The 25,111-nt window shown below is 38.8% G+C and carries 22 protein-coding genes and 5 tRNA genes; 19 read left to right on the top strand and 8 right to left on the bottom strand.

The genetic code is table 11. From position 1 onward, the window contains the following. The first annotated feature begins 77 nt into the window (after positions 1 to 77). From AC3A54_RS25205 to AC3A54_RS25160, 10 genes are all read left to right on the top strand, one after another. Positions 78 to 151: transfer RNA gene (locus tag AC3A54_RS25205), tRNA-Gly, on the top strand. A gap of 6 nt (positions 152 to 157) precedes the next feature. Beyond that, positions 158 to 234, top strand: a tRNA-Ile gene (locus tag AC3A54_RS25200). Positions 235 to 242: 8 nt separating this feature from the next. Beyond that, a tRNA-Asn gene (locus AC3A54_RS25195) sits at positions 243 to 317 on the top strand. A gap of 3 nt (positions 318 to 320) precedes the next feature. Continuing rightward, a tRNA-Ser gene (locus tag AC3A54_RS25190) sits at positions 321 to 411 on the top strand. A 15-nt stretch (positions 412 to 426) separates the two neighbouring features. Further along, positions 427 to 498, top strand: a tRNA-Glu gene (locus tag AC3A54_RS25185). A gap of 769 nt (positions 499 to 1,267) precedes the next feature. After that, complete coding sequence (gene glgB / locus AC3A54_RS25180; RefSeq protein ID WP_487656634.1) at positions 1,268 to 3,217, top strand: 1,4-alpha-glucan branching protein GlgB; 1,950 nt, start codon at positions 1,268 to 1,270, stop codon at positions 3,215 to 3,217. After that, positions 3,159 to 4,304, top strand: a complete 1,146-nt coding sequence (locus AC3A54_RS25175; RefSeq protein ID WP_308082793.1) for a glucose-1-phosphate adenylyltransferase — start codon at positions 3,159 to 3,161, stop codon at positions 4,302 to 4,304. Before glgB ends, AC3A54_RS25175 begins: the two co-directional genes overlap by 59 nt. 70 nt (positions 4,305 to 4,374) lie before the next feature. After that, a complete protein-coding gene (locus AC3A54_RS25170; protein ID WP_335546367.1) occupies positions 4,375 to 5,406 on the top strand; it encodes a GlgC family sugar phosphate nucleotidyltransferase in 1,032 nt (343 codons plus the stop codon). Beyond that, positions 5,403 to 6,854 (top strand): glycogen synthase GlgA, encoded by a 1,452-nt coding sequence (gene glgA / locus AC3A54_RS25165; RefSeq protein ID WP_487656633.1) that lies wholly within the window; start codon positions 5,403 to 5,405, stop codon positions 6,852 to 6,854. Before AC3A54_RS25170 ends, glgA begins: the two co-directional genes overlap by 4 nt. After that, entirely contained in the window at positions 6,844 to 9,237 is a 2,394-nt protein-coding gene (locus AC3A54_RS25160; protein ID WP_487656632.1) for a glycogen/starch/alpha-glucan phosphorylase, read from the top strand. The genes glgA and AC3A54_RS25160 overlap by 11 nt, the downstream gene beginning before the upstream one ends. A 44-nt stretch (positions 9,238 to 9,281) precedes the next feature. On the opposite strand, the gene AC3A54_RS25155 is transcribed toward AC3A54_RS25160, so the two are convergent. Beyond that, a complete protein-coding gene (locus AC3A54_RS25155) occupies positions 9,282 to 10,217 on the bottom strand; it encodes a 1,4-dihydroxy-2-naphthoate polyprenyltransferase (RefSeq protein WP_487656631.1) in 936 nt (311 codons plus the stop codon). 353 nt (positions 10,218 to 10,570) lie between these two features. Between AC3A54_RS25155 and AC3A54_RS25150 the strand changes: the two genes are divergently transcribed. The 6 genes from AC3A54_RS25150 to menC all read left to right on the top strand — a co-directional run bounded on the left by AC3A54_RS25150 (position 10,571) and on the right by menC (position 18,039). Continuing rightward, positions 10,571 to 11,971: an isochorismate synthase gene (locus AC3A54_RS25150; protein WP_487656630.1), complete on the top strand. Its 1,401-nt coding sequence runs from the start codon at positions 10,571 to 10,573 to the stop codon at positions 11,969 to 11,971. Between the two features lies 1 nt (position 11,972). Further along, positions 11,973 to 13,721, top strand: a complete 1,749-nt coding sequence (gene menD / locus AC3A54_RS25145) for a 2-succinyl-5-enolpyruvyl-6-hydroxy-3-cyclohexene-1-carboxylic-acid synthase (protein WP_487656629.1) — start codon at positions 11,973 to 11,975, stop codon at positions 13,719 to 13,721. Continuing rightward, on the top strand, positions 13,721 to 14,527 hold the full coding sequence (menH, locus tag AC3A54_RS25140; protein WP_487656628.1) for a 2-succinyl-6-hydroxy-2,4-cyclohexadiene-1-carboxylate synthase: 807 nt from the start codon (positions 13,721 to 13,723) through the stop codon (positions 14,525 to 14,527). Before menD ends, menH begins: the two co-directional genes overlap by 1 nt. A 17-nt stretch (positions 14,528 to 14,544) precedes the next feature. Continuing rightward, positions 14,545 to 15,363: a 1,4-dihydroxy-2-naphthoyl-CoA synthase gene (gene menB / locus AC3A54_RS25135; protein WP_308082801.1), complete on the top strand. Its 819-nt coding sequence runs from the start codon at positions 14,545 to 14,547 to the stop codon at positions 15,361 to 15,363. Between the two features lie 73 nt (positions 15,364 to 15,436). Next, complete coding sequence (locus tag AC3A54_RS25130; protein ID WP_487656627.1) at positions 15,437 to 16,933, top strand: o-succinylbenzoate--CoA ligase; 1,497 nt, start codon at positions 15,437 to 15,439, stop codon at positions 16,931 to 16,933. Beyond that, positions 16,933 to 18,039, top strand: a complete 1,107-nt coding sequence (menC, locus tag AC3A54_RS25125) for an o-succinylbenzoate synthase (RefSeq protein WP_487656635.1) — start codon at positions 16,933 to 16,935, stop codon at positions 18,037 to 18,039. Before AC3A54_RS25130 ends, menC begins: the two co-directional genes overlap by 1 nt. A gap of 47 nt (positions 18,040 to 18,086) precedes the next feature. Here menC and AC3A54_RS25120 read toward each other — a convergent pair whose 3' ends face one another. The 4 genes from AC3A54_RS25120 to AC3A54_RS25105 all read right to left on the bottom strand — a co-directional run bounded on the left by AC3A54_RS25120 (position 18,087) and on the right by AC3A54_RS25105 (position 21,821). Continuing rightward, a complete protein-coding gene (locus tag AC3A54_RS25120) occupies positions 18,087 to 18,248 on the bottom strand; it encodes a DUF1540 domain-containing protein (RefSeq protein WP_335546384.1) in 162 nt (53 codons plus the stop codon). 85 nt (positions 18,249 to 18,333) lie between these two features. Further along, positions 18,334 to 19,383, bottom strand: coding sequence for a cytochrome d ubiquinol oxidase subunit II (locus tag AC3A54_RS25115; RefSeq protein ID WP_335546386.1), 1,050 nt, complete (start codon positions 19,381 to 19,383; stop codon positions 18,334 to 18,336). A 15-nt stretch (positions 19,384 to 19,398) separates the two neighbouring features. Then, entirely contained in the window at positions 19,399 to 20,760 is a 1,362-nt protein-coding gene (locus AC3A54_RS25110) for a cytochrome ubiquinol oxidase subunit I (RefSeq protein ID WP_309859983.1), read from the bottom strand. 116 nt (positions 20,761 to 20,876) lie between these two features. Further along, positions 20,877 to 21,821, bottom strand: coding sequence for a metal ABC transporter solute-binding protein, Zn/Mn family (locus AC3A54_RS25105; RefSeq protein ID WP_487656626.1), 945 nt, complete (start codon positions 21,819 to 21,821; stop codon positions 20,877 to 20,879). A gap of 211 nt (positions 21,822 to 22,032) precedes the next feature. On the opposite strand from AC3A54_RS25105, the gene AC3A54_RS25100 reads away from it, so the two are divergent. Then, the gene (locus AC3A54_RS25100) at positions 22,033 to 22,605 is read left to right on the top strand and encodes a beta-class carbonic anhydrase (RefSeq protein WP_335544175.1); all 573 of its coding nucleotides are present in this window, start codon (positions 22,033 to 22,035) and stop codon (positions 22,603 to 22,605) included. On the opposite strand, the gene yidD is transcribed toward AC3A54_RS25100, so the two are convergent. Further along, on the bottom strand, positions 22,602 to 22,829 hold the full coding sequence (yidD, locus tag AC3A54_RS25095) for a membrane protein insertion efficiency factor YidD (RefSeq protein ID WP_335544174.1): 228 nt from the start codon (positions 22,827 to 22,829) through the stop codon (positions 22,602 to 22,604). The two genes, AC3A54_RS25100 and yidD, sit on opposite strands and share 4 nt — an antisense overlap. 140 nt (positions 22,830 to 22,969) lie before the next feature. Between yidD and AC3A54_RS25090 the strand changes: the two genes are divergently transcribed. Further along, positions 22,970 to 23,443 carry an S-ribosylhomocysteine lyase gene (locus tag AC3A54_RS25090; RefSeq protein WP_308082811.1) on the top strand — a complete coding sequence of 158 codons (474 nt, stop codon included), beginning with the start codon at positions 22,970 to 22,972 and terminating at the stop codon, positions 23,441 to 23,443. 223 nt (positions 23,444 to 23,666) lie between these two features. Here the strand turns inward: AC3A54_RS25090 and ytzI are convergent, their stop codons facing one another. After that, positions 23,667 to 23,840 (bottom strand): YtzI protein, encoded by a 174-nt coding sequence (gene ytzI, locus AC3A54_RS25085; protein WP_309859993.1) that lies wholly within the window; start codon positions 23,838 to 23,840, stop codon positions 23,667 to 23,669. Positions 23,841 to 24,128: 288 nt separating this feature from the next. Then, positions 24,129 to 24,386, bottom strand: coding sequence for a DUF6154 family protein (locus tag AC3A54_RS25080; protein WP_308082813.1), 258 nt, complete (start codon positions 24,384 to 24,386; stop codon positions 24,129 to 24,131). A 214-nt stretch (positions 24,387 to 24,600) separates the two neighbouring features. On the opposite strand from AC3A54_RS25080, the gene AC3A54_RS25075 reads away from it, so the two are divergent. Further along, positions 24,601 to 24,924: a hydrolase gene (locus AC3A54_RS25075; protein ID WP_335544172.1), complete on the top strand. Its 324-nt coding sequence runs from the start codon at positions 24,601 to 24,603 to the stop codon at positions 24,922 to 24,924. Positions 24,925 to 25,111 lie beyond the last annotated feature (187 nt).

Here is a 25,111-nt window from a genome sequence, read left to right as displayed (position 1 = left end):
TGGCGAAGTGGTTAACGCACCTGATTGTGGTTCAGGCATTCGTGGGTTCGATTCCCATCAGTCGCCCCATTTATTTTGCGGGTGTAGTTTACTGGTAAAACCTCAGCCTTCCAAGCTGATGTAGTGGGTTCGATTCCCATCACCCGCTCCATAATATGGGCCTATAGCTCAGCTGGTTAGAGCGCACGCCTGATAAGCGTGAGGTCGATGGTTCGAGTCCATTTAGGCCCACCATTTATTATTCCGCAGTAGCTCAGTGGTAGAGCTATCGGCTGTTAACCGATCGGTCGTAGGTTCGAGTCCTACCTGCGGAGCCATATAGAGAAGTACCCAAGTGGCTCAAGGGGCGCCCCTGCTAAGGGTGTAGGTCGGGTAACCGGCGCGAGGGTTCGAATCCCTTCTTCTCTGCCATATAATTTAATTAGCGGCCCCTTGGTCAAGCGGTTAAGACACCGCCCTTTCACGGCGGTAACACGGGTTCGAATCCCGTAGGGGTCATACAAAAAAACTGATGATACATTATCATCAGTTTTTTTGTGTTCTTTTTCAGGGGAAGCTTGGATTATGATTATTGATTGTTTAAGGTGGATTTTTTACGGTATCGAATACAGCGTAAAAGACCATTTGGGTCACGTAGACCGTTCCTACGTGACCGAACACTGCGCAGAAAAATCATTAGGGTAACGTAGACACCTCCTACGTGACCGAACACAACGTCAACCAACCATTTGGGTCACGTAGACAACATGTTCGTTACCAAATGCTACATTCTAGACTTTATAGAAAAACGTGTAGATCCCCCACATTTTACGTAAGCAGCTTTAAAAGTTCATCTCTCCATTTTCGTGACTATTTCCTCACACACTAGCTAAAAAGTCCCTTTAATCTATTTTAACAATCACTCACTTAATAACACGTAAAAATATTATAATAAAATAACATTTTAGTGGATTTTCATCCTGAATAAAAATTGTTAACGCTTACATAACACTGGATTTTCTGAAAATTTACTCCTTTAAAGTGATATAAATCAAATAATTTTTTTAAAGGTTTTTTATAAAAAAAATCAAAAAAACTTTAAAGGTTCCTGTCGATTCACGATAGATTATTTGTCGTTTGGTGTTGAATGTTGTTGGAAAATGCCTCTTTATAGCAGTTTACAACACTAATTGTCAGAAAAGATAAAAAAGTTTTTGGAGGCATATCAACCATTTGGAATTATAATTGGTCTTTGTAATACATATTTTCAATGGGGATGAGGATAGCCATGACAGTGAACACGTTATTTCCTACTGATTATCAGTTGCACTTATTTCATGAAGGAAACTTCTTTCAAAGTCATCAGCTCTTTGGCGCTCATATCTTCAAGAATTCCGATCAGGTATACACCCGCTTTTGCGTATGGGCCCCTAATGCCCATCAGGTAAGACTTGCAGGGGATTTTAACAACTGGAATGGTGAAGGGTATGAATTACAAAGGGTTAACAATGAAGGCGTTTGGATTCTAATCTTGAAGCAAGACATGACAGGAAGCCTTTATAAGTATGAAATTTTCTCACAAACAGGAGAAAGACTGTTAAAGGCAGATCCATTCTCGTTTTATTCTGAAATAAGACCAATGACGGCTTCGATCGTTTATTCACTAAATAACTATAAGTGGCAAGATAATCATTGGATGAATCGTAGAGGAAAAAAGAACTTCCTATCTGAACCAGCCATCATTTATGAGGTCCATATGGGTTCCTGGAAGAAGAAAGCCAACAATGAATACTTAACTTATCAAGAACTAGCTTCAGAGCTAATACCATACGTTATAGAGCATGGCTTTACTCATATAGAGCTGTTGCCAATTGTCGAGCACCCGCTCGACGACTCTTGGGGTTATCAAGGTACAGGTTATTTCTCAGTCACTTCAAGGTATGGAACACCAGATGACTTTCGACATTTTGTAGATCAATGTCATCAGCATGGTATTGGTGTCATTCTTGATTGGGTACCAGGACATTTTTGTAAAGATGCTCACGGACTTTATCGCTTTGATGGTACTCATATCTATTCTTATATGCATGAATGCGATAGAGAAAATCTTGTATGGGGTACAGCAAACTTTGACCTTGGTAAGGGAGAAGTACAAAGTTTCCTCATCTCAAATGCTCGGTATTGGATGGAATATTTCCATATTGATGGTTTCCGAATGGATGCGGTGGCAAATATCATTTATTGGCCGAATGCTTCAAACGGTAAGAGTGAGAATCCATTTGGAATAAATTTTTTAAAGAAATTAAATCAAGAAATTCATGAATACGATCCACATTTTTTAATGATCGGTGAGGATTCAACTGATTTTCCACAAGTTACAGCACCCGTTCATTATGGCGGTCTTGGCTTTGATTACAAATGGAATATGGGTTGGATGAATGACATGCTGGAATATATGGAAACCCCTCCATATTCAAGGCAGCAGGCCCATTCAAAAGTCACTTTTTCACTTTTATATGCTTTTTCAGAAAACTTTATGCTCCCCTTTTCGCATGATGAAGTGGTTCATGGGAAGAAATCGTTGTTAGATAAGATGCCAGGCGAATATTGGGAGAAATTTGCTCAATTAAGGCTTCTCCTTGGCTATATGTTTGCCCACCCAGGAAAAAAACTTTTATTTATGGGATTTGAATTTGGGCAGTTTGCCGAATGGAAAGATAAAGAACAACTTGATTGGCACTTAATGGACTATGACATGCACCGGAGCTTAAATGACTATGTCAAGGTGCTTACAAAGGTGTATAAGCGTTCAAAAGCCCTTTATGAACTGGATCATTTACAGGAAGGGTTTCAATGGATTGACGCAAATAACAGTCATCAATCAATCTTCTCCTTTATTCGAAAGGGTAAAAAAGAAGAGGATCAATTAATTATTATTTGCAACTTTACTGCTGCCAGATACCCAGAGTATAAAGTCGGTGTTCCTCTACCAGGAGAGTATCGAGAAATCTTTACAAGTGATCAAAAAGAATACGGTGGAACGGGAATGGTTAACAAAAAGACTATTTTCGCATTAGAAGAACCATTCCATGGTCAAACACACTCAATAGACATCAGCATTCCCGCATTCGGTTTTCAAATAATTAGACCGGTTAAAAAACGGAAGGAGCGAAAAGGAAATGGCAAAGAAAAAGTGCGTAGCCATGTTATTAGCAGGAGGGAAAGGAAGCAGACTTAATTCATTAACAAAGGATTTGGCAAAACCAGCGGTACCATTTGGTGGAAAATACCGTATTATAGATTTTACGCTAAGCAACTGTGCTAATTCTGGAATTGATACGGTCGGTGTTCTTACTCAATACCAACCCTTGTTGTTAAATTCTTATATTGGAATTGGCAGTGCATGGGACCTTGATCGTAAAGATGGCGGAGTTACTGTTTTACCACCCTACAGTGAGTCTTCAGAAGTAAAGTGGTATACAGGTACTGCAAGTGCCATCTATCAAAACTTAAATTATTTGAAGCAATATCAGCCGGAATATGTATTAATCCTCTCCGGAGACCATATCTACAAAATGAACTATGAAAGTATGCTTGATTATCATATTCAAAAAAGGGCAGATGTAACGATCTCCTTAATCGAGGTGCCGTGGGTCGAAGCAAGTCGATTTGGGATCATGAATACAACCGAGGATATGAGAATAGTAGAGTTTGAGGAAAAACCAGCGAATCCAAAGAACAATCTTGCTTCCATGGGGGTTTATATTTTCAGCTGGAATGTCCTAAAGGAATTTTTAGAAATGGACGAAAGAAATCCTGATTCAAGCCATGATTTTGGTAAAGATGTCATTCCGATGCTATTAGAGGAAAATAAGAAATTGTTCGCTTATCCATTTAAAGGGTATTGGAAGGACGTCGGAACGGTTCAAAGCCTTTGGGAAGCAAACATGGATTTGTTAGGAGAGGATTGTGACCTAGATTTATTTGATCATGACTGGAGAATATACTCTGTCAATCCGAACCAGCCTCCACAATATATATCACCAAATGCAGTGGTTAAGGAATCATTAATCAACGAGGGATGTACGATTGAAGGTGAAATCGAGCAATCTGTATTATTCCAAGGGGTGACGGTGGGAAGCGGCTCTATTATTAAAGAGTCTGTCATTATGCCAGATGCCACAATCGGAAATAATTGCTTGATTGAAAAAGCGATTGTTCCATGCGATGTTCATGTACCAGACGGAACAGTGATTCGTTCTTTTGATGGTGAGATTGTTTTAGTTACGAACGAAATGATAAGCGGACTGTATCCTGCTTTTTAATTAATCTCAAGGGGCTAAAGTAGCCCCCTTGAAAAAGCGTTTCCCATTTTATTAATTGGAGGGTTTCGGAGTGAAAAGAAAGCTTTTAGGCGTTATTGATGCCACTACGTACCATGAGGATTTAGAAGATTTATTAACCCACCGTTCACTAGCTGCACTACCTTTTGCAGGCAGATATCGAATTATAGATTTTGTGTTATCAAATATGGTGAATTCAGGGATCCGAAGTGTAGCCATTTTTCCCAAAATGCAATATCGCTCGCTTATGGATCATCTTGGTTCAGGGAAAAACTGGGACCTGAATCGAAAGCGGGATGGACTTTTCTTTTTCCCGTCTCCGATTGTTGATAATGATGGAAATAAAATTGGATCCTTTGAGCATTTTGCCGCGAATTTGGACTTCTTTTATCGAAGCACCCAAGAATATGCAATTATTTCTAATTGTTATACCGTTTTCAACATGACCTTTCATTCTGTTCTTAATTGGCATAGTGAAAATGGATGTGATATCACTGAAATCCATCATAAAGACGGCCGTCCAATGGAGATGTATTTAATTAAGACCTCTTTGTTAATAAAGCTAATTGAAACAAGAAATGAAACAGGATATACGTGCATGAAGGATGTAGTAAATGATCTACATAATGACTACACAATCTGCCGCTATAATTATGAGGGTCATGCGGTAATGATTGATTCCATTGAAAACTACTTTTCAACTAGCATGAACCTGTTGCAGCCTGATATATGGAAAAAACTCTTTATCAAAGAACAGCCGATTATTACAAAGGTAAAGGATGAACCTCCGACCAAATATGTAAAAGGCTCAGAAGTGAAAAACGCAATGATTGCAAATGGCTGTTTAATTAAGGGTCATGTTGAAAATAGTATCGTTTCCCGTGGAGTTAAGATCGGTAAAGGGGCAGTGATTAAAAACTGTATTATCATGCAGAAATGCCATATAGAAGATAATTGTTATCTAGATTCAGTTATTCTAGATAAAGATGTGAGAGTAGAGGCAGGAACCCACTTAGTCGGAACTGCTCTTTCCCCATATGTGATTCGAAAAGGGACGAAACAAGGAGCGCTGATGAACTCGTGAAAGTACTATTTGCTGTTTCGGAGTGTGGTCCATTTGCGAAATCTGGAGGTCTAGCAGATGTTGCTGGTTCACTTCCAAAAGAACTAAAAAATTTAGGAACAGATGTAAGAGTAATATTACCTAAGTATGGAACCATTTCTGAAGAGTATAAAATGGAAATGAAAAAGATAAAAGAATTTACTGTTTCTGTTGGCTGGAGAAATCAATATTGTGGCGTTGAAGAGCTTACTTATCAAGGTGTTACCTATTATTTTGTAGATAATGAATACTATTTTAAGCGGGAAAATCTCTATGGCTATTACGATGATGGCGAGAGATTTGCCTATTTTAATCGGGCGGTACTTGAAACCATCGCTCAATTGAATTTTTTCCCAGATGTCATGCATTGTCATGATTGGCATACGGCGATGATTCCTTTTCTATTAAGAACGGAATATTACAAGAGAAAAGGATACGGTCTAATTAAGACGATGTTTACGATTCATAATCTTCAATTTCAGGGTATATTTCCTAAAGAGGTGCTTAGTGATTTACTTGGCCTCGACAATCAAGTCTTTCGTCCCAACACCTTAGAGTTTTTTGGCAATATTAACTTTATGAAGGGTGCATTGGTTGCAGCAGATAAAATCACCACTGTAAGCCCGACCTATAAAGAGGAGATTCAAACGCCAGTCTTTGGTGAGAAACTGGATGGACTTCTAAGAGAGAGAAACGAAGATCTCCTTGGTATTCTAAATGGAATAGACGAGGATTTTTACAATCCAGCGAAAGATGAATTGATTTACCAAACCTATACAGTGAATACTCACCAAAAAAAATCAATCAATAAGAGTGAGATTCAAAAACGGTTTGACCTGCCACAAAGCTCAAGAACTCCTTTACTCGTAATGATTTCAAGGCTAACGAAGCAAAAGGGACTTGATTTAGTGAAATGTGTGCTGCGTGATCTTTTACAAGAAGATATCCAAATCATATTACTTGGCACTGGGGATTACGAATACGAAGAACATTTGAGACAGGTTGCCCGAATTTATCCTGAAAAATTAAAAGTTCATATTGGTTTTAATGAAGAGCTTGCCCATAAGCTGTATGCAGCCGCAGACTTATTTTTAATGCCATCCTTGTTTGAACCATGCGGACTCGGCCAGTTGATCGCAATGAAATATGGTGCGGTACCAATTGTTCGTGAAACGGGAGGCTTAAACGATACAGTCCATGCCTGGAATGAATTTACTGGTGAAGGAAATGGATTCTCCTTTAAAAACTTTAATGCTCATGACATGCTCTATACTATTCAAAGAGCGATTAGCTTTTATCATGACCGTGATGTATGGGAAACCATTGTCACACAAGCAATGAAAATGGATTATAGCTGGGCACAGTCCGCATTCCGATATAACCAGCTCTACGCGGAGCTCATCTCAAGGAGTGAAACCCATGTTTTCTAGTACCACTGAGTTTAAGAAGACCTTTTTAAAGAGGCTTGAGATGTTGTGTGGGAAGAGTTTCTCAGAAAGCTCGAATAGAGACCACTATCAAACACTAGGGAATATGATTCGTGAATATGTGAGTAATGACTGGATTGCAACAAACGAACGGTACCTTGCTGCCCAAGGTAAGCAGGTATATTATCTTTCCATTGAATATTTATTAGGAAAGTTACTAAGGCAAAATTTAATCAATCTAGGAATCGAAGAAACTGTCCAAGAAGGTCTTCAAGAACTGGAGATTGACTTGGGAGAGTTAGAAGAATTAGAAGCGGATGCGGGTTTAGGAAACGGCGGCTTAGGTAGATTAGCCGCCTGCTTTTTAGACTCCCTAGCATCCCTTAACCTTCCGGGACATGGTCACGGAATTCGGTATAAACATGGGTTATTTGAACAAAAAATTGTGGATGGCTATCAAGTGGAATTGCCTGAGCAATGGCTGCGGAGCGGAAATGTTTGGGAAATTAGGAAAGTAGACTATGCGGTAAAAATTCCATTTTGGGGTAAGGTGGAAGCCAAAATGGAAAATGGACGTCTGGTCTTTCAACATCTAAATGCGGAAACCGTTACAGCTGTGCCTCATGATATGCCAGTCATAGGATATAAATCAAATACCATTAATACTTTAAGGCTTTGGAATGCGGAACCATCGCAATTTCCTTTTCATAAGGATATTTTAAAATATAAGCGAGAAACCGAATCGATTTCTGAGTTTTTATATCCGGACGATACGCATGATGAGGGAAAAATTTTAAGATTAAAACAGCAATATTTTCTCGTTTCAGCTAGTATCCAATCCATTATTAAAAGCTACAGAAAACAACATACGAGCTTAAATCAGCTCCATGAACATATTTGTATTCATATCAATGATACTCACCCAGTACTTGCTATTCCTGAGTTAATGAGAATCCTTATTGATGAAGAAGGATTCGATTGGGAGCAGGCATGGGAAATTACGCAAAATACCATCTCATATACCAATCATACAACCCTATCAGAAGCCTTGGAAAAATGGCCAATCCATATTTTTCAGCCATTACTACCTAGGATTTATATGATTATTGAAGAAATTAATGAACGGTTTTGCCGGGAATTATGGACTCAAACGCCAGGTGATTGGGAGCGAATAAGGGGACTTGCAATCCTCGCAGATGATTTTGTAAAAATGGCCCACTTAGCGATTGTCGGAAGCTTTAGTGTCAATGGTGTGGCGAAGCTGCATACGGAGATCTTAAAGCAGCGGGAGATGAATCAGTTCTATCAGCTATATCCTGAAAAGTTTAATAACAAGACAAATGGAATTGCACACCGCCGCTGGCTGCTCAAAGCCAACCCGAAATTATCATCCCTTATCACTGAGTCGATTGGGGAATCCTGGACCTATTCAGGAACAGAACTCTCCAGCTTACTTAATTTTCAACATGATACCGCATTTTTAGAGCAGCTCCTTAAAATAAAAAATGAAAATAAGCAGGTACTGGCAGATATTATTCTTGATAAAACAGGAGTCGCTGTGGATACACAGGCAATCTTCGATGTTCAAGTAAAACGACTTCATGCCTACAAGCGTCAATTGTTAAATGTGTTACATATTATGCACCTTTATAATAAGATTAGAGAGGATTCTAGTTTCTCGCTTGTACCAAGAGTGTTTATTTTTGGTGCAAAAGCATCTCCGGGGTATTATTATGCAAAGAAAATTATCAAATTAATTAATACGGTGGCTGAAAAAATAAATAATGACCCAAAAGTGAATGACCGCTTGAAAGTCATTTTCCTTGAGAATTATCGTGTTTCTTTAGCTGAAAAAATCTTTCCTGCTGCAGATGTAAGTGAACAAATCTCAACGGCAAGCAAAGAAGCGTCAGGTACGGGAAATATGAAATTTATGATCAATGGCGCATTAACGGTAGGGACATTAGATGGTGCAAATATTGAAATAAAGGAATTAGTGGGCGACTCAAATATTTTTACATTTGGTCTAAGTGCAGAAGAAGTTCTCCATTATTATCAACATGGAGGATACCAATCCGTTGACTATTATCACCATGATGTTAGAATTCGTCAGGCAGTCGATCAACTGGTAAACGGATTTTTTCCTGGAGTCTACAACGAATTTGAGCCTATTTTTGATTCATTACTTGAAGAAAACGATCAATATTTTGTCTTGAAGGATTTTGCTTCCTACGCTGATATTCAGCATTCTGTTGGAGAAACGTTTATTGATCCTTTAAGATGGCAAAGAATGAGTTTAACGAACATTGCTCATGCAGGTTATTTTTCGAGTGACCGAACCATTCAAGAGTACGCGGATGGTATATGGGGAATTAAATCAATTTAACAAAAAAGCTTCTGCTAAAATGGCAGAAGCTTTCTTCGTTTTATTTAAATATAATGTCCGATAAAAATCCCAATCGCTAATAAAAATCCAAAAATCGTATTGGTTTGGGCAGTTGCCTTCATTGCTGGTGCCATTTGAATTGGCAGCGTACCTTCGATAAAGCCTTTGATTGCTTTGATTGCTTTCGGTGCACTAAGTATAACAACTGCTGTCCAAATTGGTGCCTCATTGCTAATGATAAGCCCAAGAATCCAAAGGTAAGAAAAGATAAACATGACAGCTAATAAGCGGATGGCTTTCTTTTTTCCAATAAGAATGGCTAATGTTTTACGGCCATTTTCTTTATCCCCATCAAGGTCACGTATGTTATTTGAAAAGTTAATCGCGCCAACCAACACTAATATTGGAATGGAAATAAGGATACTTGTCTTGGAAACAGTCCCTGTTTGGATAAAGAAAGTAATCAGAATAATTAACATTCCCATGAAAAAGCCTGAAAATAATTCACCAAATGGTGTGTAAGCTATCGGTAGTGGACCACCGCTATATAGATAGCCAACTGCCATACAAACGAGGCCGATTGCTGCCAGCCACCAGCTGCTGTTTAAACAAATATATACTCCTAATAAAAGGGCTATTCCATATAAGCTTAAAGCAATTTGCATAACTGTTTTTGGCTTAATTCCGTCACGGACAATAGAGCCGCCAATTCCGACTGAATGTTCATTATCAAGGCCGCGTTTAAAATCAAAGTATTCATTAAACATATTAGTAGCCGCTTGAATTAATAAACTAGCAATTAACATGGCTAAAAATAGCACAAAGTGAATGGTGCCTAACTTTAATGCAAGTGCAGTACCTAGTAAAACCGGTACGAAAGCAGCAGTTAATGTATGAGGACGGGTCATTTGCCACCAAACTTGAAAGCCTCGATTTGATTCTACGGCAGGTTTCGAATTCTGCTGTATATTTGGCTGCATATAATTTTCTCCCTTTTCTAAAATTTATTCTCTATATGAAGTTCAATTAGTAGTATTGTATGGGCTTATGCCCAAAACTAAGTGTATGGAATTCCAGTAATAGTGTCAATTAATTTTTGCTATCAAAACTAGAAGATAATACCTGTTCGACTATTATTAGTTGGTTCGTGGGACAATGAAAGTAATGATAAATCCGTTTTCACCCAAAAGGTGACAATTTGATATATAATAAGGAATGAAGGCAGTTTTAGTAGTGACAAGTAATATTGACTTCTTTACAATGGGAATAGTATCTTATATAAAGCTTAAAATGAATGGATAACAGTCATTTCGGCTGTTTTGGAGGGATTTGTTTGGTTACCATTCAAGAAACGGAAATAATGGAAAGGGGTCTTTCAGCTGTTAATCGTGCGAAAGAACTCGGTCGGCCGATTTTAATAAGTGAAGTTCATCAAATGGACATGATTCACCCACTACAATTTTTTAATGCAGGAAAAGACTGCTACCAAGGGGAACGTTTTTTCTGGAAGGATCCTACAAATGAGATCATTCTCATTGGACTTGGGATTTCTAAACAAATTCAGTCGGATCAGGCTACTGACCGCTTTTTTCTTGTTGAGAAAGAGTGGAAAAACTTCTTAAAGGATAGCCTTATTTACAACGACTTTAACGAGATCGGTACTGGTCCTGTCATGTTCGGTGGTTTTTCATTTGACCCTTATAAAGAAAAAACCGAGCTCTGGTCTAAATTTGCGGATTCCTTATTTCATATTCCTAAATACTTATTAAGTATTGTTCATGGAAAGGCCTTTTTAACCATCAACACAATTTGTACACCACATGATGACTTGTCTTTATTCAGCAAGATTCTTGAAGAAAGAAATCAACTATTACGTTCTTTAGAACGGAAATATAAATCACTACCTTGTGCATTAGTTGAAAAAAGAGAGATACTACCTGAAAAATGGAAAAGCACTGTTGATGGAGTTGTGAATGAGTTAACAAATGGTCCGTTAAAAAAGGTTGTTCTTGCTCGTGAATTGAGACTTGTTTTTAACGACTTAGTAGAGGCTGAGGATGTACTGAATAATTTGTACAACCAGCAACATGAAAGCTTTATTTTTGCTTTTGAGTCGAATGGGGATTGCTTTATCGGTGCTTCACCAGAGAGGCTTGTTAAAAAACAAGGGACTGAAGTGTACTCTACATGTCTTGCTGGTTCTATTTCAAGGGGTAAGACCGAAGAGGAAGATCGTATTTTAGGTGACGCCTTATTAAACGATCAGAAGAACTTAATCGAGCATAGTTATGTGGTGGAAATGATTAAGGAAGCCCTAGAAGAATCATGTGAAGAAATCATTCTCCCAGCTAAGCCGCAGTTAATGAAGATTAGAGATATTCAACATTTGTACACACCAGTAATTGGAAAATGCAATTGTGCTGCTTCCTTATTGTTATTAGTTGAACGACTTCATCCTACTCCTGCACTCGGAGGGTTACCGAAAGAGGCGGCAGTTGAAAAAATTAGACAGGTGGAGGATTTAGACCGTGGTTTTTATGCTGCTCCGTTAGGCTGGGTTGATTATAGGCAGAATGGTGAATTTGCAGTTTCGATCCGTTCTGGTCTAATCCAGGGTAAAGAGGCTTCGTTGTTTGCTGGGTGTGGTGTGGTTGCAGACTCGAATGCAGAAAGTGAATATTTGGAGACGAGTTTGAAGTTTAGACCCATGCTTCGAGCTCTTGGAGGACAATAATATGAATCATCAAGAAGCTTTAACCGCATATATCGCTGCCTTTGTTGCAGAACTATTTTCTTCAGGGATAACAGATGTTGTCGTAAGCCCGGGCTCAAGGTCTACCCCCATGGCGATGGTAATGGCGGAACACCCTGATTTGAAGGTTCATATCCATGTGGATGAGCGATCAGCGGCTTTTTTTGCCTTAGGAATAGCAAAAGCAACAAACAGACCGGTAGCCATTCTTTGTACCTCGGGCACTGCTGCAGCTAATTATTTTCCAGCTATTGTTGAGGCTCGCTACTCTAGGGTGCCGTTAATTGTGCTGACTGCAGATAGACCTCATGAGTTAAGAGAAGTGGGTGCCCCACAGGCAATTGACCAAATTCATTTATATGGAAAACATGTTAAGTGGTTTGCGGAAATGGCCTTACCAGAGAATAGTGACGAAATGATTCGTTACGCCCGGACAGTCTGTGCTCGCGCAACGGCTATAGCAACAGGGGCACCATCTGGACCAGTCCATTTGAATTTTCCATTTAGGGAACCGCTTATCCCTAGGTTGGATGGAAATCTGTTCCAATTAGCAGAACGGCCAAAAGGATATGTGAAGGTTCATAATGGCGAATTAACTATAGATGATGAGTATTTTAAAGAAATGGCAGAAAAGTTAATGGGAAAAGAGAGAGGCATCATTGTTTGTGGGAATCTCGAAGACACAAATTTTGCTGATGCTGTGACCAAACTTTCCACCTCATTAAACTATCCAATATTGGCGGACCCGTTATCTCAATTAAGAAGCGGGAAACATAGTCATGAAAACATAATTGAAACGTATGATACATTTTTACGAAATGAAGATGCCAAAGCCTTTCTGAAGCCGGAAGTGGTGATTCGATTCGGGGCAATGCCGATCTCGAAAGCATTAACGATTTTCTTAAAAGAAAATCATGAAGCGGAGCAATATGTAATCGATGGTGGTGGAGGCTGGCGTGACCCTGCATCGTTATCTACTGAAATGATTTTTTGTAATGAAACTTTATTTTGTGAGAAGCTGCTTAGCTTTAATGAAAGCAAAGTATCTTCTTCATTTTTAGAAGAATGGCGTAAGGTTAACGAGCTGACGAAATCAAATATGACCCAAATACGAGATATCACAGAATTAAGTGAGGGGCGTCTGTTTTACCAATTAGCAGATTTATTGCCGGAAGGTTCAACTCTTTTTGTTGGAAATAGCATGCCGATTCGCGACTTAGATAGTTTCTTTCATAATAATGGTAAATCCATTAAAATCATGGCTAACAGAGGTGCTAACGGAATCGATGGTACTGTGTCCACAGCACTAGGAGCCTCCTTGTATGCTGATTCATTATATCTCGTGCTAGGAGATTTAACCTTTTTCCATGATTTAAATGGTCTTATTGCAGCAAAGCTTTACAATATTGATATCCATATTATCCTAGTGAACAATAATGGGGGCGGAATCTTTTCCTTCCTTCCACAGTCAGAACACCCTAAGAATTTTGAACTATTGTTTGGTACACCGTTAAACATAGAATTTGAGCACGCCGTTCGCATGTTTAATGGAAACTTTTCAAAAATCCAAAATTGGGATCAGTTTGAATTGGAAATGAAAAAATCAGTTCACCAGTCTGGTATTAATGTATACGAGGTGGCAACGAACAGAGAAAAAAATCGTGATGAGCACCGCGAAATTTGGCGTTCTGTTTCCCAGGAAATATCAGAATTTGTCAAAGGAGCTCGTTAATGGATGTAGTGGTTGAAGGGCTTACCTATCATGTCGATGTTTATGGAAATGGGTTTCCTTTTGTTTGTTTACATGGATTTACGGGAGATGTAACAACCTGGACTCCTTTTGTTGAGGATTGGTGTAAGCGTTCTAAGTTAATCCTTCCTGACATTATTGGACATGGGAAAACGGAGTCCCCTGAAGAAATAGAGCGGTATCATATAGAATCTGCTGCTCATGATTTAAACAAGCTCCTCGATCATCTTGAGGTGCACCAAGTGGATCTGCTTGGTTATTCAATGGGTGGCAGACTTGCCCTTACCTTTGCTATACTCTTTCCTGAAAGAGTTCGTAAGTTGATTTTAGAAAGTGCCTCTCCAGGACTATTAACAGAGACTGAAAGAGAACTTCGCCGAATGAAAGATGCTGAACTTGCAAAGTTTATAAAAGACCATGGAATTCAAGCATTTGTCGATTACTGGGAGGAGATTCCCTTATTTTCGACCATGAAGAGCTTGCCTAAGTCAATCAATGAATCCATAAGGAGTCAACGTTTAAACAATTCGGCGATAGGGCTTTCCAATAGCTTGTTAGGCATGGGCACTGGGGCACAGCCTTCCTGGTGGGGAAGGTTGAACGAACTAGAAATGGATGTCCTGCTACTTACTGGTAAAAAAGATAATAAGTTTTGTTTACTAGCGGAAAAAATGCTCAAAGAGTTGAAAAACGGAACTTGGACAATTTTTGAAAACAGTGGACATGCAATTCATGTGGAAGAAAAAGAAAAGTTTGGTACAATAGTAAGTGACTTTCTTAATACCTAATAAAGGAGGATATCATTTTGACAGTAGAATGGATTGCAGGACGTAAATATGATGAGATTTTATATGAAACATATAACGGGATTGCAAAAATTACAATTAACCGTCCGCACGTACATAATGCGTTTACACCAAAAACCGTATCGGAGTTAATCGATGCTTTTGCTTTTGCACGCGATGATTCTAGTATCGGGGTTATTGTATTAACAGGTGCTGGTGATAAGGCATTCTGTTCTGGTGGAGACCAATCAGTTCGTGGACATGGCGGATATGTGGGAGAAGACCAAATTCCACGCTTAAATGTTCTTGATCTTCAACGCTTAATTCGAGTGATTCCTAAGCCAGTCATTGCCATGGTTAAGGGATATGCAATTGGTGGAGGACATGTTCTTCATGTGGTATGTGATTTAACGATTGCTGCTGATAATGCTAGATTTGGACAAACTGGTCCTAAAGTGGGTAGCTTTGATGCTGGATATGGTTCAGGCTATCTTGCAAGAATTATCGGACATAAGAAGGCTCGTGAAATTTGGTACTTATGCCGTCAATACAATGCACAAGAAGCACTTGATATGGGACTTGTAAATACAGTAGTTCCGCTTGAGAAAGTCGAAGAAGAAACTATTCAATGGTGTAATGAAATTCTTGAGAAGAGCCCAACTGCCCTTCGTTTCTTGAAGGCAGCAATGAACGCTGATACTGACGGCTTAGCCGGTCTACAGCAGTTCGCTGGTGACGCAACATTACTTTACTATACAACGGATGAAGCAAAAGAAGGCCGTGATTCCTTCAAGGAAAAACGTAAACCTGATTTTGGCCAATTCCCACGTTTTCCTTGATTAAAAAATTTGCTAACAGCTTGATGGCTCCCATCAGGCTGTTTTTAATAGAAAAAGCGAAGGCGATGATTTAATGCAATACGAGACAATGCCTAACTTCATAAAGAAACGAGTTTTTTTAACGCCGGATCGGACGGCAGTTTATTTTAACGAGCAGACCTTAACCTTTAAAGAACTTTATGAACGTTCCTTTAAGACGGCAGGGCAGCTTCAGGCACTGGGAGTTCAAAAAGATGATTACCTAGCTGTTTTATTAAAAAATCATCTAGACACATTTGTGATCTTGTTTGCCCTTCAGTTGTTAGGGGTAAAAGCAGTTATTTTGAATAACCGTTTAACGCCAGCAGAATTAGTATGGCAATTGAATGATTCTAAAGCAGTCTTTCTCCTTGTTGAAGACTCGTTTTCAGATATAGAACAAGCCATTAGAACCGAAATACCATCTCTAGCTACAATGACAAAAAGTGGCTTGTTTAACGTGGAAGCAAAAACTCCAGTAATACAGGAGGAAATCAACTTATCAGATACCTGTACGATTATGTATACTTCAGGAACAACAGGTCATCCAAAAGGAGTTATACAAACCTATGGGAACCACTGGTGGAGTTCGGTCGGGTCTGCGTTAAATTTAGGATTTATGGAAGGAGATTGCTGGCTGTGTGCTGTGCCTCTTTTTCACATTAGCGGTTATTCCATTTTAATGCGAAGTGTCATCTATGGCATGCCGATTGTCTTACATGAGAACTTTGATGTTGAAAGAACTATTGAGGATATTACCACTAAAAAAGTAACCATCATGTCAGTGGTAGGAACCATGCTTACAAAGATTGTTGATACTTTAGAGGAAAGACGTCTGCCTTCGTATTTTCGTTGTATGCTACTTGGGGGAGGGCCGGCGCCATTGCCACTTTTGCAAGCCTGTTTAGAAAAAAATATTCCAGTGTTTCAAACCTATGGCATGACCGAATCCTCCTCACAGATCGTAACACTTTCTCCAGAGTACAGTTTAGCCAAGCTTGGATCTGCCGGTAAACCATTGTTCCCTGCACAGCTGCAGATTAGGACGGAGGATGAACGTTCGGCAGAACCAGGTGAGGCTGGTGAAATTGTCGTTAAAGGACCCAATGTGACACCTGGCTATTTAAATAGGCCGGATGCGACAAAAGATAAAGTACGGAATGGCTGGTTTTACACGGGTGACATCGGTTATCTTGATGAAGACGGATTTTTGTATGTGGTTGACAGGAGGTCAGATTTAATTATTTCAGGGGGAGAAAATATCTACCCTGCTGAAATTGAATCTGTCTTGCTCGCCCATTCAGCTGTAGCTGAAGCAGGTGTTACAGGGATAGAAGATACGAAATGGGGACAGGTACCCGTTGCATTTACTGTTTTAAGACATGGTAAAAAAGTTGAGGAAGATGAGCTTCGAGAGTTTTGTTTACAACGCCTTGCGAAATACAAGGTACCAAAAGCTTTCTATTTTACCGAAAGTTTGCCTCGAAATGCTGCAAAGAAATTATTGAGAAGGAATCTTCGAGAATGGCTAAAAGAAGGAAGATATAAATGATGAAGATTGCATCAGTTGAACTTTTTGTCATTCAGATGCCCTTAAAGTCTCCTTTTTTAACTCATTTAAGTGCGGTTAATAATCGGGAAAGTATTATAGTGAAGGTGACAAATAAAGATGGCGTAACAGGGTTTGGGGAAGGCGTTGCTTTTTCTTCTCCTTGGTACACAGAAGAAACGGTTTCAACTAGCTTACATATGTTAACGGAGTTCTTAATTCCAATTTTACAAAAAAATCCGATTGCCCATCCGGAGGACCTTCACTCGCTTTTTAGCTCCATTAGAAGAAATCATATGGCAAAGGCTTCCATAGAAACGGCTGTATGGGATTTATATGCGAAAATCCATTCACAGTCCTTATCTAAATTACTGGGAGGAACTCGGTCGGAAATTGCCTCTGGTGTGGTCGTTGCAACAGACTCAGCATCAAAGGCGTTGCATCAAATAGAGCAATATCTAGATGAAGGTTATCAACGCATCAAAGTGAAAATCAGTCCGAATCAGGATTACTCCTTTCTATCAGAAATTCGGCACTATTATCCTGAGATTCCAATCATGGCGGATGCAAATTCTGCCTATACAATAAACGATATAGCTCGTTTAAAAGCTTTAGATGATTTTAACTTATTGATGATTGAGCAGCCGCTGGCACACGATGATATTCTTGAACATTCCCTACTTCAAAAGGAAATAAAAACCCCAATATGCTTAGATGAGAGCATTGTTAGTTTTGATGATGCAAGAAAGGCTATTGAATTCGAAAGCTGTAAAGTGATCAATATTAAAGTGGGGCGTGTTGGAGGTCTACATGAGGCCAAACGAATCCATGACTATTGCTTAGATAAGGATATTCCTGTTTGGTGTGGCGGCATGATTGAATTCGGGATATCACGTGCTCACAATATTGCCCTTGCTTCTCTACCGGGATTTACAATACCAGGCGATATCAGTGCCTCCAATCGTTTTTGGGATGAAGATATCATTACCCCTGAAGTAAAAGTAGAAAATGGATTTATACCAGTTTCAAGAGAGCCAGGGATTGGAGTCGAAATTAATGAAAAAAGACTACAACAAGTCCTTTTAACTAAACAGAGTTTTTCGTTTTAAAAAAGAAGAAGAACCAGTCTTGAACACAAAGACTGGTTCTTCTTCTTTTATGACAATCCGCTCGGCTCAAACGTTTGGCAATCCGTCTCTCTTTTGTTATCAGCCGTATCTCCAGTATGGCTAACAACATAAATTTGCTCAGCACTACATTTATTTCCCTTGGCCCAGTATGAACAATTATTTACCTCACATAACACATCTTTAGCCATTGTTGTATCACTCCTTATTGGATATTAAGATACAGGAATAGCATTTGATGATTTTATGGAAAACATGCCTGCCAGAATAGGGATATTACTTTTTAGGAATGCTTGTTTTGCTTTGTCTTAAATAGCGTTTATCATTCATAAATAAGCTCCAAAAGTAAATAAATCCAGGAAACAAAATGGCAAAACCAACAATATAAGTAATAAAAATAGCTCGAAAAGAATTAGGGTCAGTAAAAGCAGAATGGATCGTCACTTCAGGATAGACGATATAAGGCAAATGCGCCTTCCCATACACATAACTGGCTACTAAATATTGTGCGGTTATAGCAATAACAGATAGTCGAGGCCAGCCGGGTGTCTTTGTCTTTTGAGATGGCAACAATAAGCCAAGCCCACCGACTAAAAAGCAACCAAGTGATAGGTAAAGTAGTGGAAGGTCTTTCATCATTTTTCCATAAATCCAAGCTGCCTCATTTTTTAATGTAAACATAATAAGAAATGCCATTATTAAAGAAATGGGCCCAATAAACAATGCATCTCTCCGATAGACACGGTAAGCCTCGAATTCCTCTGAGGCTTTGGAATAGTCCGCTAATAGAAGAGAGGAAAGGAAAAGAGTACTTGTTAGGGCAAATCCGAAAAAGGCATATTCATTGGGGCTCGTAAACAATCCAGCTAAATCTAAGGTTTGCCGGTTCCCTGAGAAATCCACATAGTTCCCATGGGTAATGGGGAGTACACTAATTAATAATCCTGGAATGAGTATACCTGATATGCCAGAAATGTATGTAAGTGGTTTTTTGTATTCCTCAGCTATATTAGAAAAGACTAAAAACGCGCTGCGGATTGACAGCAGCAATAAGATTAGGCTCCCTGGGACTAATAAAATTGTACCCAGCGTGTAGGCACCCCTCGGAAAAAGACTGTAGACGGCAACAACAAGTGCCACAATAAACGTATTGGTTACCTCCCATGTCGGGGATAGGTAGCGGTTAGCAATGCTTGTAGCTGTTGCTTTTCTACGGTTAATGTAGAACATCGACCAAAATCCTGCGCCAAAATCCATTGTAGCCATAACAGCATAGATAAACACAAATCCCCATAATACTGTTATTGCAAGATAGACATCCAACATGATAGTTCCACCTTTTTATGAATTTGAACTAAACAGTGGTACTCCTTTTTGGTCCGCACGGTTTAGGTCATCAATAACGGTATTTTTCTTGAAATAATACCGAAGGACAAAAAGAACTGAAAAGGCTAAAATCGCATAGACAATCGCAAACAGGATGAATAATATCCCTAAATTGGTTGCCGTAGTAACGGAATCCTTTGTAGAAAGCACATGATAAATGGTCCATGGCTGCCTACCGGTGCAGGCAAAGACCCAACCGAATTCAATTCCTAAAACCGCCAATGGACCAGAAAGCACGTAGAGCCACATTAACCATTTCGGAAAGTGGTCTTTTTTCAAAACTCGTTTCCATGCAAGTCCAAGAAAGGAAATCAGTATGAGTAGGGAACCGATACCAACCATTCCATTAAACAGGGTATGAACAAACAGTGGCGGCCAGTGTTCTTTAGGGAAATCGTGTAACCCTTTAACAACGGTATCAAAACTATTTCCAGCTAAAAAACTTAATGCCCATGGTATTTCAATCGCCCATTTTATGGTCTCTGTTTCCCGGTCCGTAAATCCACCAATCGCGAGTGGTGCGTGGGACTGCGTTTCAAATAACCCTTCAGCAGCTGCCAGCTTCTCTGGTTGGTATTCATGAAGTAGTTGGGCAGATTCATGCCCATTAAGAGCAGTTAATAAAGAAAAAAGACCGCCTACAATAAGACTCAGCAACAAGGCTTTTTGATGGAATTGATAAATTCTTGAAGGACGATCTGCTTTTAGCATTTTATAGGCTGAGACTGTTGCTACAATAAAGGCCCCTGTTGTATAAGCAGATAGTGCTACATGACCAGCGGTTACGAAAAAGCTTGGATTAAAGAAAGCTGCCCATGGGTCTACATCTACAATCTTTCCATTGACGATACTAAAACCAGCTGGTGTCCCTTCGAAGGCATGGACATTGGTAATCAATACAGCTGACCCCATTGCTCCAATGGCAACGAGGAGTAAACTCGTAATTCTCATCCATGGTGCAATGCGTTCTGCGGCATAGACATAGATGGACATAAATAAGGCCTCTATGAAGAAAGCATAAATCTCAATTTGAAAAGGTAATGCCATTACCTTTCCAATCACTTCCATGAACCCGGGCCATAGCAAGGACAACTGTACCCCGGCGATGGTACCGGTAGGAATGCCTACACCGAGAAGAACGGCAAATGCTTTTGTCCATCTTTTAGCCATGACCACATACTCAATATCCTTCGTCTTTTGATAAATGAGCTCAGCAGTCAATATCATAAAGGGTAATCCAACCCCAATAGTAGCAAAGATAATATGGAAGCCCATGGTTGTTCCGAATAGACTCCTTGCAATTAATAAATCTTCCATGTGAATCTCCCTCTCTAGTTAAACACGTATAAATGTATTGTTTACATGTTAAGGAGGATTATGTAATTTTTTCTATTCATATAAAAAAACCTCCCGATGACTCGGGAGGAAGGTAATTAATTATTTAATGCAGTTTTTAATGATTCAAGATTTTTAGCCATTAATGTAAAGTATGTTTCCTTGTTTTTAATGTCATTTTTTGATAATATGCCAAGGTTGTGAATAGGTAAAGCTCTTGCTCCAATTTCCTTTTGAACAACTCTTCCTAGCTTAGATTGGACGTTTTGTTCGAAAAGAATATAGTGTAAGCCGTCATGATCAGCAATTGAGATTATTTTTTCAAGTTCTTTTTGTGTAGGTTCATTCGTTGTTGAAAGCCCGGAAATACTAATTTGTTCAATGCCATACCGTTTTTCCCAGTAACCAAATGCAGCATGGGTAACGATTATTTTTTTATGCTTTGCAGTTGAAATCGTCTGCTGATATTGAGTATTGAGTTCATCTAGTTCCGTTGCCAGCTTCTGATAATTGGCTTCAAAAAGGTCTTTATTTTTCGGCATTTTTTTAGTTAATCGATCACGAATCACGGCTGCCATTTCCTTTGAATAAATAGGATCGAGCCATACATGTGGGTTTACATCACCCATGTGCTCATGGTCATCTTCCTCTTCTTCATGAAGAGTGCTATCTTCCTTTGGCAGTTGAAGTTGATCGGCAACTGACACCAGCTTTACATTTTCATTTTTTAATGTACTTTTTGCCTTTTCTACAAAGCCTTCGAGCCCAAGCCCAATATAGAAAAATAAGTCTGAATCGGCCAAATTCATCATATCCTTTTGAGATGGCTCAAAAGTATGTTCATCGGCGCCAGGTGGATAAATGGTCTTTACATCGACTGAGTTACCACCAATCCGTTCTGTAAAATATTGCAAGGGGAACACCGTTGTATAAATAGTTAATTTGTCTTTTTTTTGTTGTGACTGTTGGGTACCGTCTGAACATGCTGATAAAATAAGTGCTAATGGCAATAACAAAGAAAGTAATAGAATAATTTTTTTCATAAGAACTCCTCATCACTATATTTAAATCGGATTTATTACGATTTATTTGTCAAAAAAATTTTAGAATAGAAATAAGAAATAAAAGTGTATAATACGGAACGATTCCGATTTCCTCTAGTATCTTACAAAAAAAAAGCCAAAAATGCAAGTATAATATTTGTTTTAAACAAGGCATATTATGTATGCTTATATAGAAGGGTGGGATTAAGAAATGGAAAAATCAACATTGTTAAATGAAATCTTAGAGTTCAATCACCAATTTGTGGAAAAACATGAATATGAGAAATATGAAACAACCAAATTTCCAAATAAAAAAATGGTGATCCTCACTTGTATGGATACTCGTTTATTAGAGTTATTGCCGAAGGCTTTAAATTTGGGTAATGGGGATGCAAAAATTATTAAGGACGCAGGTGCCATTGTCTCACATCCCTTTGGAAGTGTTATGAGAAGTATTCTGATTGCACTTTATCAGTTGAAGGCACAAGAGGTTCTTATCATCGCTCACCATGATTGTGGAATGAGCGGCCTAAAGGCAGAGCCTGTAATTGATAGTATGAAAGAGCGGGGAATTTCAGAAGAAACATTTAATACTCTTACATACTCTGGGATCAATATTGAACAGTGGCTGCATGGTTTTGATAATGTGACTGAGAGCGTAGTACACAGTGTAGGAATTGTTAAAAACCATCCTTTAATGCCGAAGGATGTGCCAGTTCATGGTTTAATCATTGACCCTAAAACTGGAAGGCTAGATTTAGTTGTCGATGGTTATAAAAATTAATGCTTCTCTTTATCAGGAACAGGATCTAAGCCTCCTGGATGAAAGGGATGACATTTTAAAATTCGTTTTAGGGTAAGCCAGCCTCCTTTGAAGGCACCAAACCGTTGTATAGCCTCTAAACCGTAATGGGAACATGTTGGATAGAAGCGGCATGTTGGTGGTTTGATGGGTGAAATAACAATTTGGTAAAAACGAATAATTGAAATAAAAAATTTTTTCAACACGGGTTTCACTCCTAATAACGATTAATGTAAACATACCATATTTTACAATGGACGTCTAAATGCTTAACTGTACTAAGTAGATGAAAAAACTTGGTTTTTGCGGTATAGTAGTAGGTAGATTATAAAAGGAGTGATTCTTAATGCCTTCAGTTGAAAGCTTTGATTTAGATCATAATGCTGTTAAAGCCCCTTATGTAAGACACTGTGGTGTTCATAAGGTAGGTAGTGACGGGATTGTTAATAAATATGATATTCGTTTTTGCCAGCCAAACAAGCAAGCTATGAAACCAGATGCGATTCATACATTGGAGCACTTGCTTGCGTTTAATATTCGTAAGCATTCAGAGAAGTATGATCACTTTGATATTATTGATATCTCACCAATGGGCTGCCAAACAGGTTATTATCTAGTGGTAAGCGGTGAACCAACGGTAGAGGAGATTATCGATCTTCTTGAGGATACTATGAAGGATGCAGTTGAAATCATTGATATCCCTGCTGCAAATGAAAGACAATGCGGTCAAGCAAAACTGCATGATTTAGAAGGAGCCAAACGCCTAATGCGTTTCTGGCTTGAGCAAAGTAAAGAGGATTTAAAACAAGTATTTGCATAAATAAAAGGCTGTGTTAAGAATATTGTTGATTTTATAACCTGTTGATTGGAGCGGAAGGCGCGAAGACTCCTGTGGGAGTACGGTTCAGGGGAGACCCCGCAGGCGCAAGCGCCGAGGAGGCTCGCCGAAACGCCCACGAACCGCTCGCGCCTGGAGTGGAAATCAACAGACTAGTTTAATAGAGCCAAATAAAATGAAAAGAGGTTGACTCGGGTCAACCTCTTTATTTCGGCTTATTTTCCTGATTACTCTCTTGTTTATTCATGTGGTCAATATGAGCATTTTCTTCTAAAGAATCGATTGTATGTTTATAGGAATAGGCCTTGGAAGTAGTTACTACAGCTAATAGTAAAACAACAATGACAATGACAATACAAACGACAAATACCGTATACAAAGCTATGGCCTCCTTAACTTCCTGATCTCCTCCCATTGTATCATGAATAGACCTTTATTGATTAAAAAACAATTAAAAAGGAAGCTGATTGGACAGCCTCCTTAAATATAAAATTAATCATAAAGCATAAAAATCGACTTTGAGAATTGTCCAGCTCCAGCGCCTAGCCCCTCGGGTCAAATAACCTTCTGCAATAAAAGTCAAAGAGCGACTTTTCTTGCAGAAGAACATTTGCCTGTCGGGGCTGACCAAGGCGCTTCCGCTTTTCTTTTCCAGTGGTATGTACAATCAATGAATATTTCTAGGATAATAAGTATTTGTGCGAAGTTGCCCATATTCTTCCTGTGCAAATTTCCCTTTAAGACTTTCTATTAAGTAAAGCCCCATTAAATCATATAGTTCTTGTTTATCCATTTCTTGAATTAAAGCTAAAAGATCTTCATGTGTCATTTCTTCTAAAAAGGCAAATGTAAGCATATCAATATCCTCTTCGTCACCAGTTAGCTTATTTCGATACATTTCATATAACTCATCGACCAATTTCAATTGCCACACCTCCTTAGAATAATCATTTGCATTCATAACTTATTGAATTCCCATATTAAGATAAAATAAACCCTTGGAAAAAATTGACTGAAAAATCTGTTTTCTTGATTGTATGCTCATTATAGCGTATTCATTTCTAAAAAAAAGTCGAAATTTGAAAGAGAATAAATTTTTCTCATTTGTGGACTACTATAGGTAAAAGGGGATGAAATTGATGAATGAGCAAAAGAAAACGTATTATATAGATGTTGGGACGGGTGAAATTTCACAAAGCGCCACTAGCTCGACATGGAGTTATAAAATTCAAGCTGACGATGAAGAAATAACCCAGCTGCGCGAACTGTTTGATGAAAATTACTCCACTGAGTGGCAGAACTTTTTTAGAGCCCATGTTCCTTATGTTCAGTATCATTATGACAGAGAAAACGATGCTTATGATCAAACTATTCAGAGAGTATATGGAATGCTCCACAAATTAGGCGATGACGAGGCAAAAAATCATATTGAAAGTATGAATATCTTACCTAAACAAGAATAATGGCAAGTAACAGGCTGACTCCTTAGTTTTTGAGTCAGTCTCTTTTTTCGCTTATAATAAAAGTATAATTAAAAAATGGCTGTGTTAAAGAACAGTGTTGATTTATATAACCTGTTGATTGGAGCGGAAGGCTCGAAGACTCCTGTGGGAGTACGGTTCAGGGGAGACCCCGCAGGCGCAAGCGCCG

The organism is Neobacillus sp. Soil_C_43 (assembly GCF_057656715.1).
The sequence above is the reverse complement of the archived record's forward strand: the minus strand, read 5'-3'. Positions and strand labels throughout refer to the sequence as shown.

Bases quoted from the DNA above. Each gene is read 5' to 3' on its own strand.
- glgB (WP_487656634.1), top strand. From the start codon at position 1,268: ATGACAGTGAACACGTTATTTCCTACTGATTATCAGTTGCACTTATTT.
- AC3A54_RS25175 (WP_308082793.1), top strand. From the start codon at position 3,159: ATGGCAAAGAAAAAGTGCGTAGCCATGTTATTAGCAGGAGGGAAAGGA.
- AC3A54_RS25160 (WP_487656632.1), top strand. From the start codon at position 6,844: ATGTTTTCTAGTACCACTGAGTTTAAGAAGACCTTTTTAAAGAGGCTT.
- AC3A54_RS25155 (WP_487656631.1), bottom strand. From the start codon at position 10,217: ATGCAGCCAAATATACAGCAGAATTCGAAACCTGCCGTAGAATCAAAT.
- menD (WP_487656629.1), top strand. From the start codon at position 11,973: ATGAATCATCAAGAAGCTTTAACCGCATATATCGCTGCCTTTGTTGCA.
- menH (WP_487656628.1), top strand. From the start codon at position 13,721: ATGGATGTAGTGGTTGAAGGGCTTACCTATCATGTCGATGTTTATGGA.
- AC3A54_RS25130 (WP_487656627.1), top strand. From the start codon at position 15,437: ATGCAATACGAGACAATGCCTAACTTCATAAAGAAACGAGTTTTTTTA.
- menC (WP_487656635.1), top strand. From the start codon at position 16,933: ATGAAGATTGCATCAGTTGAACTTTTTGTCATTCAGATGCCCTTAAAG.
- AC3A54_RS25120 (WP_335546384.1), bottom strand. From the start codon at position 18,248: ATGGCTAAAGATGTGTTATGTGAGGTAAATAATTGTTCATACTGGGCC.
- AC3A54_RS25115 (WP_335546386.1), bottom strand. From the start codon at position 19,383: ATGTTGGATGTCTATCTTGCAATAACAGTATTATGGGGATTTGTGTTT.
- AC3A54_RS25110 (WP_309859983.1), bottom strand. From the start codon at position 20,760: ATGGAAGATTTATTAATTGCAAGGAGTCTATTCGGAACAACCATGGGC.
- AC3A54_RS25105 (WP_487656626.1), bottom strand. From the start codon at position 21,821: ATGAAAAAAATTATTCTATTACTTTCTTTGTTATTGCCATTAGCACTT.
- AC3A54_RS25100 (WP_335544175.1), top strand. From the start codon at position 22,033: ATGGAAAAATCAACATTGTTAAATGAAATCTTAGAGTTCAATCACCAA.
- AC3A54_RS25090 (WP_308082811.1), top strand. From the start codon at position 22,970: ATGCCTTCAGTTGAAAGCTTTGATTTAGATCATAATGCTGTTAAAGCC.
- AC3A54_RS25075 (WP_335544172.1), top strand. From the start codon at position 24,601: ATGAATGAGCAAAAGAAAACGTATTATATAGATGTTGGGACGGGTGAA.